This is a genomic window from Flavobacterium chilense (assembly GCF_001602525.1).
GTDB classification, from domain to species: Bacteria; Bacteroidota; Bacteroidia; order Flavobacteriales; family Flavobacteriaceae; genus Flavobacterium; species Flavobacterium chilense.
In genome coordinates, this window is the sequence record NZ_LSYT01000003.1 from 41,281 (window position 1) to 58,986 (window position 17,706).

A 17,706-nucleotide genomic window follows, 5' to 3' on the forward strand; every position below is an offset into this window, starting at 1 on the left:
TAAGAGTTTACAACTACTATACGATAATTAGAGGATTGATTAAAAAACATATTTGAAAATAGATCTGGTTAGGATTTTATTTATTCATAAAATTACTACGATGAAAAAGTTTAAATTAAAAAAAAGGCATGAGTGCCGATTTTTTATGCATAAGAGACCTAAATAGGAGTATGGGCTCCTTTTTTACATTTTAAAGTATACATTATTGAAATCAGATTTAGTTCATTTAATGTATTCGAAGTTAAGCTTATCGGATGCTTATTTGTGTGAGGTATTATTTGTGAAAACTGACCTGTGTCGCAATTTTGCTACAAAAATGGAGATAGTAAATAGGAACAATTAGATGCGAAAATGAAGTTTTGAACGACTTATTTTTAGCGTCGCAGCAAGAAGCTTTTCAAAATTATATTTTAGACAGTTTTAAATAGGTTTCACAAGTGCTTTTCAGTATAAAATGCAGAACAGAAAAGAGTACTTTAAAATTAAAAGAATATGTGATAAAGATAAAAGATATAGATAGTAGTTTAATTTTTCCTTTTAGAATTGTGTGGAGCTTATTCCTAATCAAAGTTTTCTAGATTACAAAAATGGTTCAGTCAACTGGTGTTTAAAAGAAAATAATACAAGTCCTACTTTTGATTTGATATTATACTTCTCAAATAAAGCAGCTCTGTAAGCCTCAATTGATTTTATTGACAGATTCATAATTTCTGCCATCTGTTCATAAGTTAATTCTCTTTCATCACAAACCAATCTAAGGAAATCTAATTCCCTTTGAGTTAAAACAATATTCCTTTTTTTCTCATTGTTGCTATCATAATTTCGCACTCGTTTAAGAATTTCGGAAACGTTGTTATATCCTATTTTAATAATGTTATCAATAGCAAATTTCAAATCGTGGGCCGTACAATTTTTATGCAAAAAACCTCTGGCTCCATGGTGATAAGCTGCATCGATTATTTGCTCATCAAGATGTTGTGTCAACAATAATATTTTGTATTCGTCCTCCTTTTCTTCAAGTGACTTTAATACTTCAATACCATTCATATTAGGCATGGAATAATCCAAAATATAAATATGCGGAGAAGGGTTTATTGGTAATGCCTGCAAGAAATCATCACCATTATCAAACTCATTAATTACCTTGTAGTTGCCAATTTTATGCAGTAATTCTTTTAGACCCTGTCTTACAATAGCATGATCATCAATTATACAAATAGTAGTCTGTTCCATACTTTAAGATCTTTTATTTTCTAAAAGGGTAATTTCGGTGCCGGATCCGATCTTACTTTTTACCGTAAAATTATAAGCTATACTATCGGCTCTATTTGCCATATTAATCAATCCCAAAGATAGTTTGTCTTTTTTGTCGGTAGAATCAAATCCTTTACCGTTATCTGAGATTATCATTTTGAAATCAGGACTGGTCGTTATAAAAATATTCATTTTAGAAGCTTTGGCGTGTTTAAAAACATTATTGATGCATTCTTGAAAAATGCGATAAATGATTATCTTTTCATTATCATCAAATTTCTTCACTTCGATTTCTTCAAAGGAATATGAAATGTCAATTTTACTGTTTTTTTTCAACCGCTTTATTTCTGTGGCTATAGCTTTTATCAGATCTTGCTGCAATAACAATTGGCTATTCAAGGCATGACTGATGCTCCGTATAGATTTTGATAAATTTCCAAGCGATTGTGATACAGGTTCTAATGTTTCTCCGAGCTCAGGTGAATCCAACTTTATATTTTCAATTTGAAAATTGATGTATGTCAACTGCTGTCCGGCATCATCATGAAGATCTTGAGAAATATTATTAAGTACCTGCTCCTGAGTTTCGATTACAGTTTGAGTAATGGCTTTTTGGAAATTGAGATCTTTCTCATGCAGAAGTTCTGTATATTTTTTTATCTTATTAAAATAAAGACGAATTAGAATAACAAAAAAAAACAGTATTAAACCAATAAAAATAAAGGCGATTATTATTCCTATGACGATTTGATTCATTTGTAGTTATTATTTTCTCTGTAGATGTAAATATTGATTAAAGAATAATAGGCGATACAAACTATATTAACAATGAAAACATATAGTGTAACCTGACCAAATAAAAGTATTTTTGTAACTCCTAATGGTTTGAATCCCAGTAACAAACCCATTCCGAAAAAGAAATACACTGGCGCGAATAAAAGAAGATAATTATTAGATAAAAAATACATTAAATTTTCTTCTTTTAATTGCTTATAACTTTCATAAATGAAAAGTGAGACATATAATAAGGCGCCAAAAACGAAGGTGTAATAATTATATTCGTCTGCTATTTCTATAATTATGAAATTAACAACAGAAAAAAGCACAAAAAGACAGAGTGTAACATTGTACATTTTTTTGCGATTTATTGTTTCTCTAAACGCGAGCATCCAAAAAATATCATGAAAAATAATGCTGATATTAAAAGGTATCCGAATTGGTCTGTTATTATATACCAGAATAGAATTTATCAATTCCGTAAAAAAAACTACAAAAAGAATATACAGTAGATAGCGATGCATTTTAATTCTCCATCGTAAGTTCCATAATGCAAAAAGCAGCGTTATTAAAACGCATGCTTTTATTGGATTAATAATATCTAATAGATTCATTTGTTTTTATTTACAATGGTATATTAAGATTAGGATTCTTATCCTTTTTTGAAGGATCAGTTGAATAATCAAAATATGTTTCATTGACCGATCCTCTGTTACTAGGGTCGTTAACCTGAATGATAACAACAGGTTCTACAGATTTATCTAGTATAGCAAAACTGAAATGAAATTCGGCATTATCATTTTTAACATATCTTTTAGCCAGACTTCTTATTAAAGCTGTGGAGAAACAATAAGCCCCCTTTTTGTAGTCTGATACCATGCTCAGTCCCAAGACTTCTTGCTTTTCATTATTAACTTCCAATCTGAGATATTTATTGTATCCGTAATCTTTAATAGTATCTTTAAGTTGTGCCCAACTTATAGAATATTTTCCTTTTTGATTAGTAACTTTACCTTTTACTTGATGAATCTCTAAGACAACCTTCTCTAGTATTTCTTTACAAACACTATCTCCTTTTTCTTTCAGCCATGCTATTTGTCCATCTAAATTAGTTATGGTATTATAATCCTCTAAAGTAATGCATTCAACATTTAGCATTTTCTGATCTGCATTATTATTTGCCTCTGGACTGCCTTCCTTTTCTTTTTTACACGCTGCAATGGTTAAAATAGCCATTAAAATTAGGGTACATTTTTTCATGATTAAAGTTATTTAAGGGTTAATAATTTATTCTTCAAATTTTATAATTATGCTCACCTACATAGTAGGGTAAAACCCTATTTTATCAGATTTTACCCCTATTAATCATTTCTTTAGCTAAAGTAGCGATTTTCCTGTAAATAAAACACAAATTATTAAAAGCTAAATGATTAGTTAAAAAACTACATTTTTCTTGGGTATTTACCCAAGTCACGAAATTGTAGATCGAAGTACTTTTGGAATGCATATTAGAAATAATGCAACCAGGCAGCTGAAAATGGTGTTTAGAGTAAGCAGAATTAAAATCAAAAAATTATGCCTAGAGAAATTAAATCAGTCCAACAATTGCAAGCGCAAAATGTAGTCACAAATGATTTTAAAGACCGATTAATAAAGCTGATTCCAGCAGAAATTATTGCTGCTTATGTTACGATATCAGGTTTAATAATAGGTTTTGCAAAGCATAAGCCAAATGCAGACCAGTCTAATTTATTATGGATTATCATCCTTATTCTAATGATTCTTACGCCTGTTTACTTGATGAAAGTCTCTGGAGTTTCAAAGAAAGGTCAACTCCTGTTTTCAACAATTGGATTTTTAATTTGGGCCTTTGCAACAGCTTCACCTTATACAAATGATGTACTTGGTTTTTCTTTTGAATTAATTACTTCTGTGATCTTGATTCTATATACTTTATTGATACCTCTTTTCTATAAAGGATAAGTAAAGAATATCACATAATTGATATCAAATCTAATTAACTAAACCTTTAATATTCTAACTATGAAAAAAATATTTACCCTTTTGTTGCTTTCTTTCAGCCTTTTAATGTTTGCACAAAATGATCCACCCAAGTATATAAAAGATGCCGTTGATAAATATTATCGAGATATTGGTATAAATGAAAAGGATAATAGTATCAATAAACTTATAGATAGTACGATTATTCCTCAAGTCATTATGATCACAGGCGCGAAATCAAATTTCATTACTGCACTTGTAAGGCAGCAAAATGATAAAGGCAGTAAACTACTATTAACACCCTCTGCATTAAATCAATTTTTTGCCTCAGAAATATCAAGTTATGTGACATCTTCAAAAGATCTTACTTTCCAAAAAGCTTATGCGGTTTTAAGTACTGCTGATGAAACATTGTTTTTGGGAGGCACTTTTGATACCAGGAAAGATGAAACAGATGCTGTACGTTTTTTGATTACTACTGGAGTCAAAGGCAAAGTTGATGATGATTTTACATCAATTTATAAAAATGGGAAGTTGCAAAACGATTTAGGATTTAATATAAAGTTCCATTATATAGGTAATGGTAGCATTTATTATGAGGGAGAACAAGAAGAAAAAATGAGCACTTTCCGAGAAAATGCAATTGAAAAACTCATTAAGGAAGCAGTTTATGATAATGTCTCAGATGATAAAACTACTAAGGAAAAACAAACCGATTTCTATAAAAAAATTGCTAAAGAAGAAGTGGATTATATGCGGAAATTCAGGTTGTATAATCTCAGTACAGATCATTGGTATTCAGTTGAAACGTATATACCTGTTTCAGCACGTCAGTATGAAATATTAAACGATATATCTACAACTCAGGTCAAAAAAGAAAATTTTTATCCTTGGTATATTACTGCTGGAGCTACAAAATATTGGAAATGGAGTAGTGGACAGTCATGTTACATCAGTGGATTTGGGAATATCAAAAATAATAATAATGTAGAAACAGAGACGCTTACGAAATATACTCTTCCTGTATATAGCCCTCAGAATAGTTTTCTTATTGAAGAAAATAAAACGGTTTATGGAGGTGATTTTCAAAAATTCATAACACCTTCTTTAAGTGCCGAATTTGTCAGCTTTTTTATCCTAGATGGTATATTTGGCTTTAGTTCTGGGATAGATAAGACTTTTGGAAAGTATGATACCTTAAACTGGAAACTTGGAATACCTTTTAGTTTAAAAGATAAGGAAGGAAAGCCGTCAGTTAATTTTGAACTTGTATGGAAAGAAGTCAACAAGGATCATTTTGTAGGAATTAATATCGGATTTACTTTTGGAAAATTCATACAGTAATTTTAAATGAAGCTTAATAGAATAAAAATACTTTTAATTGTAAAATAAATAAACTAAAATGGAAACAAAGAAAACAACTAAAACTGAGTCAGCTTTTGATTTAAATACATCAACATTTTTGCCAGCTGAAGAATATCGTCATGTTTACAACAATAAGGTAATTTGCGTTACTGATTCTAAAGGTTATCCAGAGCCAGATAATATGAATCCTAATAAAATTAGGGTAGGTACGGGTGGATTTATTCCTCTTTGGGATGTAGGTGTAAGTTTGAACTGGCGATTCAGTAAATCTTTTGATAGTTATTTTAAAAATCCTGAAGCTGCAAAAAATGGTGTACGAGAACTTTTTGTGCAAGCAACAATGGGTTGGAAAGATGCATGGCCTGTAAAATTTCATGAAGTCAGAGACGGGTGGGATTTTGAAATAGATATGCACACGGAGGATTGTGATAATTCAGGCTGCGTATTAGCATCGGCATTTTTTCCCGGTGCAGGACAAAATACATTTTACATTTATCCAACAATGTTTAAACAGACCTATCAGGAACAAATAGAAACTATTGAGCATGAAATGGGACATATTTTTGGACTAAGACATTTTTTTGCTAACATTAGTGAAACCAAATGGAAAAGCGAATTATTTGGAACAGATACACCTTTTTCAATTATGAATTATGGTGAAAAGAGTAAGTTAGAAAACACTGATATTGAAGATTTAAAAAAATTGTATCAATTAGTATGGAGTAATCAATTGACCGAAATTAATGGAACTCCTATTAAAAAGTTCGTTTCTTATCATATGAGTAAGAGTAAAACAATTGATTTTGGCGCAACGCCTGGTTTACAACTTTTACAAATCAATGCTGAACCTTCCTCAGACGGGTCTGTAAATTACTTAAGGGCTGATAATTATTATGCAGATCAGTTTTCATGTGTAGTACATGGATACAGCTATTACAGACTCACAAATATACACAGTGCTAACACCATCACGGGTTGTGTCACAAAAACCTGGCTCTATGAGGGAAGAGAAGTTTTTGAATATATACCTTTTACTTTAGCTCCAGGCGCCTGGAAAGTATTTGGATGTTTTTTTGTAACAATGAGTCAGCCTATAACTTTTAAAATTTGTTCTTTTTATGGAACTGTGCAAAAATGCACATGTTCTGCTTAATAGGTTAAATAGAGAAACTAAAGAAGAAATTATAAAAATAAAACAATTAATAATCATGGAACAAATAGGTTTAAATTCAAAAGCTGAATATCAAACAGCTATATACACGACAGATCCACTTAAGATTGGATTTATTTTGAACAAAGTTATTCATAATCCGGAGACGTCTATCCTTGTGGAAACTGGTAAAAATGAATATTGGGTCTTTTACACGGGAAATGCCTCGCTACCAGAAAAAGATACTAGGATTAAAAACTTTAAAATGCAAAATAAAGAAAGTAAAAATATAAAACTAGAAGATGATTCAGTTTTAGGACCTGATCGTTGGGTGTCAGAAATAGTTAAAATCCAGCGTGGTGATTTCTTTTTTGTGGACATCTGTAATGCGATCAACAAGATACGAAATAAGAATACTATCAGAATAGTTGTTGAACAAGGTGAAGAGGTGAACCGTAAACTATATTTTTATTATAAAACATGAAAAAGTTAATCTTTATTTTATATTTTCTAATATTTTTTCAATCAAAATCTATTAGTCAAAATACTGTTCATGGGCCTTCTGTGAAGTTTGGATATAGCACACTGGAAAAATATTCTTTTGGGGTCGGATATAATTTTTTAAAGTTTAAAGACAATTGGGGTTGGTCCAGACCAGCTCATAATTATTATTTAGAATATATTCCTGAATATAAAGCGATTGGTTTATCAGCAAACTTGCAGTATACTCTAATATTTGTAGAAGCTGGAATAGAAGCGAGTTTCCGTTCAAAAAATGAAAACAATGATTCTTATTTTTCATTTTATCCTCATATTGGTTTTGATTTGATCAATGTAGATTTATCATTTGGTCCAGAATTGTTAACATATAAATCAAATGGTAACAATATTGGTTTTAAGATATCTCTTAAGATTCATCCCAAGCTATTTAATCAGGGCACAAATAGATTAAAATTTAAAAAAGATTAAAAAATAGCATAATAAATATTTGAATCTTGTTTTTGTTAACCTTGATTTCATTGAGTATTTGTTTCTTTGATTAGCATTGTGTCACAACTCTGCCAGACAGATTTAGTTCGGTTAAGAAAATGAAAAGCAGTTTAAAATAAAAAACCTGTAAATCTAATGATTCGCATGTTTTCCATATTTATTTTCGAGTTTTTGAACATAAAAAAAAGTCCTAATTTTCATTAGGACTTTTTTGGTGGGGAGAGCAGGATTCGAACCTGCGAAGTTCACACAGCAGATTTACAGTCTGCCCTCGTTGGCCGCTTGAGTATCTCCCCTTAAGCTTTGTTTTGTTGTGCTTTGTTGTTCTAAGCGGTGGCAAAGATAGGAACTCTTTCTACATTTCCAAACAAAAAAAGTACTTAATTTTAAGTTATTTTAAAGTTATTTTTTAATTCGTTGGAATTGAATAAAATAAAAAAAGCTTATTTATGTGGTTTTTTATAAAAGTAGGATTATTTGTATGGTATTTTTGTCTTTTTTACTTTCAATTTAGGACTCTTAAAGTCGCCAGCCATTGCTATTATTCATGTATTAGAATTAAAAATGAAGAAATAACTTCTATTTGATAGTACTTAGAAATTGTATTATTTTAAAAATATTAAATATCTCTACAGATTAAATCATCTTTGCAATAGTTCCTTTTCAGGCTGTATTTTTATTCCTGTTTTGAAATAATATACTTTTCTAGATATTGGCTGTCTAAAAACAAAAAAATCTCCACCAGGGAGATTTTTTTTGTTGTATTGAATACTTGGTATTATTTAGCTAAAAGCTCTAAGATTTTCGCTTTCAATTCAGGTCCTCTTAAGTCCTGAGCAACTACTTTTCCTGATGCATCAAGAATAAAGGTTGCCGGAATAGATTCTACTCCGTATTGCTTAGCAATTGGCTCATCCCAGAATTTTAAGTTTGATACCTGAGTCCAGGTTAAACCATCTTTGGCGATAGCCTCTTTCCAGGCAGCAGCTTCTTTATCTAAAGAAACACCAATAATATTTAATCCTTTTGCGTGTAGTTCTTTGTAAATAGCTACAACGTTAGGGTTTTCTTTTCTGCATGGTCCGCACCATGAAGCCCAAAAGTCTACAATAGTAACTTTACCTAAACTTTCTTTTAGAGAAACTACTTTTCCTTCAGGATTAGGAGCTGAAAAATCTGCTCTTCATTTAGCGCTACCAACAGGAGGAGTAGCTGATGCTCCAACTGCAGGCATTTTCATTTCACCTAATTTTGTTTTAATTTCTTTACCAGTAGTACTGTTTTTTAATGACTCATCTAATGAGTTGTATAAAGCCTCAGCTTTTTTAATATCAGTACTTGGATCATTAATCATGCTTTGAACAATTAAAGCAGAGATAAATGCTTTTGGATGAGTTTCAGCGTAAGCTAAATATTTCTTTTTAGAATTAGCCTGAACTTCAGTTTGTAAAGTCATGTATTGTTTCATCAAGCTGTTGATTGTAGCAGTATCCTGAGCTTGTTGAGCTTGTTGCATTTTTTGAGTGTTTTTTTTCTGAAAATCGATTAAACTTTTTTGAGTTTTTGTCATATCTTCATTAAACTTTGTATACTCATCGTTATTGTAAGTTCCTGATATTTTAGATTTGTGAATACTATCTTTATCAATTGCGATAGTAATTTCTCCTGTCTCTAATATAAAAGGAATTGGACCATTAGCATCCTGAAGAATTAAAGTATGAAAAGCTGGCTCAGTTACTTTTCCTTTTATTTCGAATTTTCCATTTTCCACTTTTACAGTGTCAAGGGCTACAGGCATTTTTGTTTTAGGATCCTGACCTTGAAGAATGATTGTTTTTCCGTTTTCAATTCCTTTTGCAGTTCCGGTAATTAAGTATTCTCCGTCTTTAACTTTGCTGCATGAAATAATCGCTACAGAAGCGGTAAGTAAAAAAAGTATTTTTTTCATTATAAAAAATTAATTAGTTAATTGATTTGTGCAACAAAAGTATCTAAAAATATAAAACAGAAAGAATTTTGTAACCTAAAATTTTGTTATAGTTTTTTTAAGCTTAATTCTCATGTAATCAGGGTGTTTGTTGGTATTATTTGATTAAAAACTCTTAATTGTATTATTATAATGAGTATAAATTGATAATTTTTTAAATTTTACGCATAAAAAAAGCACTCTGATGTCAGAGTGCTTGTAGGAATATTTTAGAAGAAATCTATTCTTGATTTGTTTTCTTTCTCCACGTAAAAGAGTTTAAAATATGTCTTTTTGCGAATCTTCCAGGAGAATCAGCATTTACCATTTTTACGTAAGTAGCTTTAGGAACACTGATGTATTCGTAAACGCTTCCGTTAGAGAAATCAATAATTAAACGGCCTTCTACAAATTTATAATCTGTAATAGAACAAGTTGAAATTGTTTCAGTGTATTCAGGTAAATTAAGTTTGATAGTATCAGGGTGAATGCTTACTAAAAAGTGATAAGCTTCAATAATAGATTTACTTTTTTCTTCTGCAGCTTTTAAACCAGCATCATCACCTTGAAATTTATCAGGATGTGATTCTTTCATTGCATTACGATAAATCGTTTTTAAATCTTTTAACTCTGCAGTTTTGTCTACTTCTAGTAACTTACGGTATTCAACTATTTTTTTCATAAATAAAAGGTAACTTATTGTCTGTTAGTTTGAAATGGGTGTTTTTTATTTCAAAACGACAAATTTTTTGCAAAGGTACACTTTTTTTTAACTTTTCAGTTTTCATCGAAAAAATATTCAGAAAAGTTATTTGTAAATACATATTTAGCCGCAAAGCACTTTAAGTTTTACATACAGGCTTTTATAAAGCACAAAGTTCGCAAAGCCTCATGCAGATATAGCTTTGCGAACTTTATATTTCATTATTACTAAAGTAAAAAACTTAGTGTGCTTTGCGGTTAAATCTCCTCATTTCAAATTGAAACCTGAAACAACACTATTTATCCTCAGGCTTATTATTCGCTTTATTAAAGTTTTTTGATTTCTTTGGATATTTATCATAACTAATATCACTTGGATTTTCAATTACAGATTTTATGGTAATCCAGTCACCAATCTCAAAATTAGTGTGAGCTATCTTATAATCTAAAAGATATTCACCACAAAAATAATTGTTGTTTTCATCTTTTTCTATGATGCCGGTATAAACTCCTTTTTGCAACATTTTTTCGTGTGAATCTTTAGACATGATTTTTTATTTTAAAATTGAAGGTACAAAGTTAATCAATTTATCTTTGTTTTAGGGAGTTCGTGACAATCTCAGTATATTTGCACATGCAAAAAAACTTTAAGCCACATCCTAATTCGTTCAAAAATACCTTTTGTGTTTTTCATGAGGTGCTTTCAGATAAAATTGAAGGTCTGAAGAAACAGTTTGAAAGTAAAGCCGGAAGTACCTATTATTATACCGAAGCCGGAATGTATCGTGTTTCAAATCATTGGGGAAGATTGGCCAACAGCAAGTGGCGTTTGATAGCAATGGATCCGGAAACACCTTCTAAAACTAAAATAGGTTTTGCAGCCTGGAATGAGTTTTATCCTGATAATGCCGAAGATAAGTTATATTATATAGAGGCAGATTTTAATAAAAACACAGCAAATTATCAGCATAAAAATAATCCACAATATGATAAAAAAGCAATCTTGAGAACCAGTTTTGAAACTGCAAAAAGATTAAAACAAATCAGAAATTTGCAGCAATTAACCTCTTGGGCAAAATATTTTGATTATGATGATATTGAGAAGTTAAGAGAACAAATTATCAATGAATTGATATTTACAGAGAAGACTTTAGACGAAATTAAAAGAGAAATATAATGGGACGCAACAACGAAAGGAATATCAAAAAGCATAATGACAAATTGCATAAAGCCCAAAACAAAGTAAAACAGGCTGAAATTGCGCGTAAGGAAAAGCTAAAAGAAATCATTAAGAAATTCAACGAAGACAAAAAAGAGCAATAAATAATAGGTTTACCACGAATTTTCACGAATTATTTTTTTAAAATTTATGTTCAATAGAAATTAAAAATTAGTGGCAATTGGTGAAATTCGTGACAAAAAATATATATAAATATGAAATACGAAGACTTAAAAGCAAACGTACAGGAAATCATTGATTTGATTGCTGCAAAACAAAATAGAGAAGCTAATAACAAATTGCTTGAAGTAAGTGAAACATTAGACGATATGCTGGATCATGCAGAAGAAGATGAAGATCTGAGAGAAATTAGCAGATATCAGGTTCTGTTAAATCAGTTACATGTAAAAATTAATGGAGAAGAACAGGTTGATGAAGAGTAAAAAATGCTATTGCGATACCGGTTTACAGTTCGAAAATTGCTGCGGACAGTACCTGGAAAAAGATCAAAAAGCACCAACGGCATTAGCTTTAATGCGTTCAAGATACTCAGCTTATGCAACTCATCATGCAGATTATCTTGTAGAAACCACTTATGTTTCAGAACGGAAATATTATTCAAAGTCAGAAATTCTAAAATGGGCGACAAGTAATCAATGGCAAAAACTGGAAATCCTAAGTTTTACCGAAAATACAGTTGAATTTAAAGCCTATTTTCTAGATTCAAATTCAAAACCCCAGGTTCATTATGAGTTTTCGACCTTTAAATTCGAAAATAATGTCTGGTATTATCTTGACGGAAAGTTTGAATAATTAATATACTTCTTACCAATTTTAGTTCATTTATTTCAAATACTTTAACTAAAAATTAATAAACGTTTCTTTTTTCGTAATTCTAAAATAGCTTAATTTTAGAATTATGAAAAACGAATTTAGAAAAGGTTTTTATTTTAAAACATACGAAGCCCCATTTCAGTCTCCGTTTGAAAAACTATTTGGCATTTTCAAAGAGTTAATCACCCATACTTCGGGCGATTTTGATGAAGCTATAGACTGGCTTCGGGAGTTGGATAAAGAATATAAACTTACCGACGAAAATTATACCATCGATGATTTTATCGAAGATTTAAAAAAGAAAGGTTACATAAAAGACGAGGTTAAAGAAGACGGAACAGGTGGTTTTGGAATCACTGCTAAAACAGAACGCGCTATTAGGCAACAAGCTTTAGATCAGATCTTCGGAAATTTAAAGCGTTCCGGAAACGGAAATCACAAAACCAAACATGCCGGAAATGGCGATGAACATACAGGAGAATTTCGGGAATTTAGTTTTGGAGATGGTTTAGAGCGTATTTCGTTGACAGAAAGCCTGCGAAATGCCCAAATAAATAATGGTGTTGAAAGTTTCATGCTGACCGAAAATGATTTGGTGGTAGAAGAAACACAATATAAAGCCCAAATGAGTACGGTTTTGATGATCGATATCAGTCACAGTATGATTTTGTATGGAGAAGACAGAATCACTCCTGCTAAAAAAGTAGCAATGGCTTTGGCTGAATTAATCACAACACGTTACCCAAAAGACACACTTGATATATTGGTTTTTGGAAACGATGCCTGGACAATCCCAATTAAAGATTTACCTTATTTACAAGTGGGTCCTTATCATACCAATACAGTTGCAGGTTTACAATTGGCAATGGATATTTTGCGTAGAAAACGAAATACCAACAAGCAAATTTTTATGATTACTGACGGAAAACCGAGCTGCGTTCGCGAACGCGATGGTTCATATTACATGAACAGTAACGGACTCGACGAGTATATTGTAGACAAATGTTACACCCAGGCACAACAAGCCAGAAAATTACACATTCCGATTACGACCTTTATGATTGCAAACGACCCATATTTACAGCGTTTTGTCAATCATTTTACCGAAGCCAATCAGGGAAAAGCATTTTATACCGGATTGAAAGGTTTGGGCGAAATGATTTTTGAAGATTACGAAACGAATAGAAAAAAAAGAGTTCGTTAACTTAAGGTTCAAAAGTGACAAAGTCTCAAGGCAACAAAGACTTAAAAGCTTAAGTATCATGCTGAGCGGAGTCAAAGAATTTCTTTAAAACATCGAATGTCGTAAACAAGCACATCAGTGCATTTTACATCATCCAGATTAAATAACAAATTAGATATTTCAATAAAAATGGAAATAAAAAATATAAACACATTAGGTCAGTTAAAAGCCGCAGGATATCAAAGTATAAGTATCAAAGACGAATTACGTAATAATCTTCGCGAAAAAATAAAATCAGGGAAACCGGTTTTTGAAGGTGTTCATGGTTTCGAAAATACAGTAATTCCGGAATTAGAACGTGCGATTCTATCCCGTCATAATATAAATTTACTAGGACTTCGTGGTCAGGCAAAAACACGTTTGGCGCGTAAAATGGTTGAATTGTTAGACGAATATATTCCGTTTGTAACAGATTCTGAAATCAATGATGATCCATTGAATCCTATTTCGCGTTTTGCAAAAGATCTGATAGCTGAAAAAGGGGATCAAACTCCAGTTTCATGGTTGCACAGAAGTGAACGTTTCTTTGAAAAACTAGCAACTCCGGATGTAACTGTAGCTGATTTAATTGGAGATGTTGACCCGATAAAAGCGGCGAATTTAAAATTATCTTATGCAGATGATCGTGTGATTCACTTCGGAATGATTCCAAGAGCGAATCGTTGTATTTTTGTAATTAACGAATTACCCGATTTACAAGCCAGAATTCAGGTAGCGTTATTTAATATTTTGCAGGAAGGAGATATTCAAATTAGAGGATTCAAATTAAGAATGCCACTTGATATGCAATTTATTTTTACTGCAAATCCTGAAGATTATACCAATCGCGGAAGCATAGTAACACCGTTAAAAGACAGAATTGGTTCTCAAATCCTGACACATTATCCGGAAAGCGTTGCAATTGCCAGAACAATTACAGAGCAGGAAGCTAAGCTGGACGAAACACAACATAAATTAGTTTATGTACCAGGTTTGGCCAAAGATATTCTGGAACAAATAAGCTTTGAAGCTCGTGACAGTGAATACATCGATAATAAAAGTGGCGTAAGTGCGAGAATGAGCATTACTGCTTTTGAGAATTTAATGAGCACAGCAGAACGTCGTGCTTTAAAAGCAGGAGTAGATAAAACTACTTTAAGACTGTCTGATTTTATGGGAATTATTCCTGCCATTACCGGAAAAGTAGAATTGGTATATGAAGGAGAGCAGGAGGGAGCTGCTGCAGTAGCACAAAATCTAATAGGTTCAGCAATTAGAACGTTATTCCCGACACTTTTACCAAAAATCGAAAAATTAGAGAAACCGGGTGAGAAAACACCATATACAGATTTGATAGAATGGTTTTTTGCCGAAAGCGGTTTCGAATTGCTGGACGATGCATCAGACAAGGAGTATCAGGCCATTTTGGATGAAGTAACTCCGCTTGACGTATTACTAAAAAAATACCAGCCACAACTGGATAAAAAAGACCAATATTTCATGAAAGAATTTATTTTGTGGGGATTAGTCGAATATAAAAAATTGAGCAAAGATCGCTTTGCGCAAGGACATCAGTTTAAAGATATGTACGGAAGTTATATCAGTAAATTGTAGTTTTTTAACTTTAATAAAAGAGCCTGACTGAATTTTAAAATCTGTCAGGCTTTTTTTATTTATGATAAAATATGGTCTTTCCATTTTTATTTCGTCTACCTTGCTGCGTTAGCTGTATTTGCAGTCTTTCCCAAAGTAAAATGGAAAATGGTTTCGAGGATTTGATTGCGAGTTATATTGAGAATAATGTTGGAATATCCGAGCATTTTTTAAGCCCGGAATTAGCGAATCATTTAAAACAAAACTTACTCGATTTAAATAGCAAAAGCTTGTTGATGGCTGCAGGAATAGGCAATTCAGAAAAACTGTCTTATGATGGTGCTATCAGAAGTGATTCTATTTATTGGCTGGATAAAAAGCATAACAATGTTTTCGAAAATGAGTTCTTTGCTCAGATAGACGCTTTCATTATTTACTTAAATCAAACTTGTTACGCCGGAATCACCGGTTACGAGTTTCATTACTCTTTGTATGAAACCGGAGATTTTTATCTGAAACATTTAGATCAGTTTAAAAATAATCCGGGTCGTAAATATTCCATGATTAGTTATCTCAACAACAACTGGAAAGAAAGCGATGGAGGAGAACTGATGATTCATCAGGAAAATAACAATCAAAAAATTTCGCCTACACAGGGTAAAACAGTATTCTTTAAAAGTAATGAATTAGTTCACGAAGTACTGGTAACACAAAATACAAGAATGAGTATTACAGGCTGGTTAAAAAGCGATTAAAAACTTTATGCATAAACTAATTTGATACAGTTTTGTTATTTTTTTTAAATTATATTGATATATCAATTATATTTGCATCAAATAAAAAAAGATATGAAACTTGAAAATCCAACCGGAACTGCCCTTTATTCTATTGAAAAGGCAATTAAAGAATATCGAAAGCTGGCACAAAAAAATATTACCAAAGTGGTCGAAGACATTACGGTAGATCAGTGCCTGGTGTTGATTATACTAAATGATAATCAGGATATTTCTCAAAACGAACTAGCAAATCTTGTTTTTAAAGACAACGCTTCCATTACGAGAATGATCGAATTAATGGTGAAGAAAGAATATCTAACCCGAACAATCCATCCCGAAGACAGAAGAAAATTCAATCTTGAAATCACAAATAAAGGAATAAAAACACTTGAATTAATACAGCCGGTTATTAAGATCAACAGACAAACTGCACTTGATGGTTTATCGCTGGAAGAAATAACATTGCTGGATCAAACACTGAATAAAATAATCATTAATTGTAAAAAATAATTCGCATGAAATCAAAATTTACCCTAATCGTATTGTTGGTATTTGCTTTTGGATATTCGCAAAAAGAACTGAACAGTAAATTAGAACAATACATGGATGCACAATTTGCCATTAATGATTTTAGTGGTACAGTTTTGATTTCCAAAAATGATTCGATACTGCTCAAAAAAGCATATGGTTTTGCTGATTACGAATGGAAAGTAAAAAACACCATAGATTCAAAATTCAGTTTGGCTTCGGTTTCAAAGCAATTTACTGCTGTTGCTATTTTGCAATTAGCAGAAAACGGAAAGCTTTCATTAGATGATTCTTTAAATAAATACTTTAGTGATTTTCCAAAAGGAGAAAAGATAAGCTTAAAGATGATGCTGTCGCATAATGCCGGACTGCAAATGGATTTTGATGAATTGTATTTGACTAAAACTGATCTCGACAAAGATTCGGTATATGCTTATATAGCTAAAATGCCTTTGTTGTTTGAGCCTGGCACAAATACAGCTTACAGTAATATTGGTTATTATTTACTTGGCAGGATCATAGAAAAAGTATCCGGACAAACTTATTCAGCTTATCTGAAAGAGCATTTATTTGATAAAGCAAAAATGTACAATTCCGGCGTTACGACAAATGATGCAATAGTAGATAAAATGACTAAATTGTATTATGTTGACAATAACAAATTAATGAAAAATCCATATATCAACTGGAATTTTAATTTAGGACACGATGGTATTTATTCGACAGTCGAAGATTTAAATTTATGGAATAAGGCACTTTTCAATAGTCAAATCTTATTGTCGGAAGAATTTAAGAAAAAAATGTTCACATCATATAATGATCAAAATTTTGGTTTTGGAGTTATGATTAATCCGTTCTATAATCAAAATCATGAGTTAATTGCACACGATGGTGGTTTCTTTGGTGCGATGACTTCGTTTAATAAATTTACAAAGGATAATATTTTGATTACAGTTTTGTCGAATAATCAATCAAAATCATACTACATCGCTTATGGACTTGCCGGAATTTGTTTTGGAAAAGCAGTTGAACTTCCGTACAAACACATTCAGATAGCAATAGATCCTAAAATTTACGATCAATACATAGGAGAGTATGAAAATATCCAAATTTTGAAGAAAGACAACAAGTTGTATTACATGGATTATAATATTGAATTGTTGCCAGAATCTCAGGCAAAATTTTTCCGCTCCGACAATAATAATACTACATTGGAATTTATCAAAAATAAAAAAGGAAAAATTATACAGTTAGAAATAAAAAAGGCTGGAATAAAAGAAATAAAAAATAAAACTAAAGGAGTTTAAACACTATTTTTGTGATCAAAAT

Annotated in this window: 20 protein-coding genes, 1 tRNA gene and 1 pseudogene; 14 read left to right on the plus strand and 8 right to left on the minus strand. The window is 31.3% G+C overall.

The window, feature by feature from the left end:
- Positions 1-579: 579 nt before the first annotated feature.
- From A4F88_RS09525 to A4F88_RS09540, 3 genes are all read right to left on the minus strand, one after another.
- Positions 580-1,233, minus strand: coding sequence for a response regulator transcription factor (locus A4F88_RS09525; RefSeq protein WP_068842381.1), 654 nt, complete (start codon positions 1,231-1,233; stop codon positions 580-582).
- 3 nt (positions 1,234-1,236) lie between these two features.
- Positions 1,237-2,010 carry a sensor histidine kinase gene (locus A4F88_RS09530; protein ID WP_068842382.1) on the minus strand — a complete coding sequence of 258 codons (774 nt, stop codon included), beginning with the start codon at positions 2,008-2,010 and terminating at the stop codon, positions 1,237-1,239.
- A 645-nt stretch (positions 2,011-2,655) separates the two neighbouring features.
- Positions 2,656-3,291: a hypothetical protein gene (locus tag A4F88_RS09540; RefSeq protein ID WP_068842384.1), complete on the minus strand. Its 636-nt coding sequence runs from the start codon at positions 3,289-3,291 to the stop codon at positions 2,656-2,658.
- Positions 3,292-3,606: 315 nt separating this feature from the next.
- Between A4F88_RS09540 and A4F88_RS09545 the strand changes: the two genes are divergently transcribed.
- The 5 genes from A4F88_RS09545 to A4F88_RS09565 are packed head-to-tail and all read left to right on the plus strand — an operon-like array spanning position 3,607 to position 7,516.
- Positions 3,607-4,014, plus strand: coding sequence for a hypothetical protein (locus A4F88_RS09545; RefSeq protein ID WP_068842385.1), 408 nt, complete (start codon positions 3,607-3,609; stop codon positions 4,012-4,014).
- Positions 4,015-4,074: 60 nt separating this feature from the next.
- Positions 4,075-5,376: a hypothetical protein gene (locus tag A4F88_RS09550; RefSeq protein ID WP_143155036.1), complete on the plus strand. Its 1,302-nt coding sequence runs from the start codon at positions 4,075-4,077 to the stop codon at positions 5,374-5,376.
- 58 nt (positions 5,377-5,434) lie between these two features.
- The gene (locus tag A4F88_RS25405; protein ID WP_068842387.1) at positions 5,435-6,550 is read left to right on the plus strand and encodes a matrixin family metalloprotease; all 1,116 of its coding nucleotides are present in this window, start codon (positions 5,435-5,437) and stop codon (positions 6,548-6,550) included.
- A gap of 55 nt (positions 6,551-6,605) precedes the next feature.
- A complete protein-coding gene (locus A4F88_RS09560; RefSeq protein WP_156062658.1) occupies positions 6,606-7,031 on the plus strand; it encodes a hypothetical protein in 426 nt (141 codons plus the stop codon).
- Positions 7,028-7,516, plus strand: coding sequence for a hypothetical protein (locus tag A4F88_RS09565; protein WP_068842389.1), 489 nt, complete (start codon positions 7,028-7,030; stop codon positions 7,514-7,516). Before A4F88_RS09560 ends, A4F88_RS09565 begins: the two co-directional genes overlap by 4 nt.
- 233 nt (positions 7,517-7,749) lie before the next feature.
- Here A4F88_RS09565 and A4F88_RS09570 read toward each other — a convergent pair.
- The 5 genes and pseudogenes from A4F88_RS09570 to A4F88_RS09585 all read right to left on the minus strand — a co-directional run bounded on the left by A4F88_RS09570 (position 7,750) and on the right by A4F88_RS09585 (position 10,753).
- Positions 7,750-7,833 (minus strand) — tRNA-Tyr (locus tag A4F88_RS09570).
- Between the two features lie 482 nt (positions 7,834-8,315).
- Positions 8,316-8,702, minus strand: a pseudogene (locus A4F88_RS25170) (peroxiredoxin family protein); the annotation flags it as partial.
- An 18-nt stretch (positions 8,703-8,720) separates the two neighbouring features.
- Positions 8,721-9,485, minus strand: coding sequence for a DUF4369 domain-containing protein (locus A4F88_RS09575; protein WP_068842390.1), 765 nt, complete (start codon positions 9,483-9,485; stop codon positions 8,721-8,723).
- Positions 9,486-9,744: 259 nt separating this feature from the next.
- The gene (locus A4F88_RS09580; RefSeq protein ID WP_068842391.1) at positions 9,745-10,185 is read right to left on the minus strand and encodes a KTSC domain-containing protein; all 441 of its coding nucleotides are present in this window, start codon (positions 10,183-10,185) and stop codon (positions 9,745-9,747) included.
- 316 nt (positions 10,186-10,501) lie between these two features.
- A complete protein-coding gene (locus A4F88_RS09585) occupies positions 10,502-10,753 on the minus strand; it encodes a hypothetical protein (protein WP_068842392.1) in 252 nt (83 codons plus the stop codon).
- 86 nt (positions 10,754-10,839) lie between these two features.
- Here A4F88_RS09585 and A4F88_RS09590 point away from each other — a divergent pair, with 86 nt between their 5' ends.
- The 9 genes from A4F88_RS09590 to A4F88_RS09625 all read left to right on the plus strand — a co-directional run bounded on the left by A4F88_RS09590 (position 10,840) and on the right by A4F88_RS09625 (position 17,684).
- Positions 10,840-11,382 (plus strand): hypothetical protein, encoded by a 543-nt coding sequence (locus tag A4F88_RS09590; RefSeq protein WP_068842393.1) that lies wholly within the window; start codon positions 10,840-10,842, stop codon positions 11,380-11,382.
- Positions 11,382-11,528: a hypothetical protein gene (locus A4F88_RS25625; protein WP_089480430.1), complete on the plus strand. Its 147-nt coding sequence runs from the start codon at positions 11,382-11,384 to the stop codon at positions 11,526-11,528. The genes A4F88_RS09590 and A4F88_RS25625 overlap by 1 nt, the downstream gene beginning before the upstream one ends.
- Before the next feature lie 111 nt (positions 11,529-11,639).
- The gene (locus tag A4F88_RS09595; RefSeq protein WP_068842394.1) at positions 11,640-11,867 is read left to right on the plus strand and encodes a hypothetical protein; all 228 of its coding nucleotides are present in this window, start codon (positions 11,640-11,642) and stop codon (positions 11,865-11,867) included.
- The gene (locus tag A4F88_RS09600; protein WP_245179074.1) at positions 11,839-12,237 is read left to right on the plus strand and encodes a YchJ family protein; all 399 of its coding nucleotides are present in this window, start codon (positions 11,839-11,841) and stop codon (positions 12,235-12,237) included. Before A4F88_RS09595 ends, A4F88_RS09600 begins: the two co-directional genes overlap by 29 nt.
- 106 nt (positions 12,238-12,343) lie before the next feature.
- Positions 12,344-13,462, plus strand: a complete 1,119-nt coding sequence (locus A4F88_RS09605; RefSeq protein WP_068842396.1) for a vWA domain-containing protein — start codon at positions 12,344-12,346, stop codon at positions 13,460-13,462.
- 168 nt (positions 13,463-13,630) lie between these two features.
- Complete coding sequence (locus A4F88_RS09610; RefSeq protein ID WP_068842651.1) at positions 13,631-15,094, plus strand: AAA family ATPase; 1,464 nt, start codon at positions 13,631-13,633, stop codon at positions 15,092-15,094.
- 140 nt (positions 15,095-15,234) lie between these two features.
- The gene (locus A4F88_RS09615) at positions 15,235-15,828 is read left to right on the plus strand and encodes a 2OG-Fe(II) oxygenase (protein ID WP_068842397.1); all 594 of its coding nucleotides are present in this window, start codon (positions 15,235-15,237) and stop codon (positions 15,826-15,828) included.
- 93 nt (positions 15,829-15,921) lie between these two features.
- Complete coding sequence (locus A4F88_RS09620; RefSeq protein ID WP_068842398.1) at positions 15,922-16,359, plus strand: MarR family winged helix-turn-helix transcriptional regulator; 438 nt, start codon at positions 15,922-15,924, stop codon at positions 16,357-16,359.
- A gap of 5 nt (positions 16,360-16,364) precedes the next feature.
- Positions 16,365-17,684 carry a serine hydrolase gene (locus A4F88_RS09625; RefSeq protein ID WP_068842399.1) on the plus strand — a complete coding sequence of 440 codons (1,320 nt, stop codon included), beginning with the start codon at positions 16,365-16,367 and terminating at the stop codon, positions 17,682-17,684.
- Positions 17,685-17,706: the final 22 nt, after the last annotated feature.